Annotated in this window: 1 protein-coding gene; it reads left to right on the plus strand. The window is 61.0% G+C overall.

Features of this window, described 5'->3' with window-relative positions; translation table 11 throughout:
• Window positions 1-6: 6 nt before the first annotated feature.
• The coding region (gene gcvT, locus HXO69_RS08940; protein WP_296546612.1) for a glycine cleavage system aminomethyltransferase GcvT at window positions 7-1,090 on the plus strand (1,084 nt) is incomplete at its 3' end.

Genomic DNA, 1,090 nt, shown 5'->3' on the forward strand with positions numbered 1-1,090 from the left:
GATAATATGTCACCCAAGAAAACCGCCCTGTACCCCGTCCACGAAAAACTGGGCGCCTCGTTCACCGCCTTCGGTGGCTGGGATATGCCGCTCAAGTACGCTAACGATGTTGCCGAGCATGAGGCTGTGCGCACCCGCGCCGGTATCTTTGACCTCTCCCATATGGGCGAGTTCCGTGTGAGCGGGCCGGACGCCGCAGCGTTCCTTGACTACGCGCTGGTTTCCAACATGTCTGTCTTGAAGCCTGGCCGCGCCAAGTACTCGATCCTGGTGAACGATAAGGGCGGTGTTATTGACGACCTCATCACCTACCGTCTGGGTGACGAGGAGTTCCTGGTGGTGCCCAATGCCGCCAATATTGATAAAGATTTCGCCGCCATGAGTGAGCGCCTGGGCGATTTTGACGTGAAGTTCGTCAATGAGTCTGAGGAAACCTCCCTGGTTGCTGTGCAGGGTCCGCGTGCTGAGGAGATTCTGCTGGCCGCTGGTGCTTCCGATGAGGACGCGGTGCGTGAGGTCAAATACTACGCCTCTGTGCCGGTTACCATCGCCGGGGTGGACGTGCTGCTGGCACGCACCGGCTACACCGGTGAAGATGGTTTCGAGCTGTTCGTGCCGAACGCTGATGCCGTGAAACTGTGGGAGGCCCTCGCCGCCGCAGGTGAGCCGTTCGGGCTGACCCCTGCTGGTTTGGCTTCCCGTGATTCCCTGCGCCTTGAGGCTGGTATGCCGCTTTACGGCCACGAGCTGGGCCTGGATATTACCCCGTTCGAGTCTGGCTTGGGCCGCCTGGTTGAGATTGCCTTGGAGAAGAAGGCCGTTGACTTCGTGGGCCGTGCCGCCCTGGCCGAGCTGGCGAAGTCCCCGTCGGAGCGCATCCTGGTGGGGCTGAAGGCACAGGCGAAGCGTCCGGCACGTGCGGGTTCGTTCCTTGTTGATGCCGAGGGCAACCAGATTGGTGAGGTCACCTCCGGTATTCCCTCGCCGACCCTGGGTTACCCGGTGGCAATGGCCTTGGTGAAGCGCGAATTTTCCGAGGTCGGCACCGAGGTGGACGTGGATATTCGCGGCAAGCGCGCAACGTTTGATG

It is taken from the genome of Rothia sp. (in: high G+C Gram-positive bacteria) (assembly GCF_015265375.1).
GTDB lineage: Bacteria > Actinomycetota > Actinomycetes > Actinomycetales > Micrococcaceae > Rothia.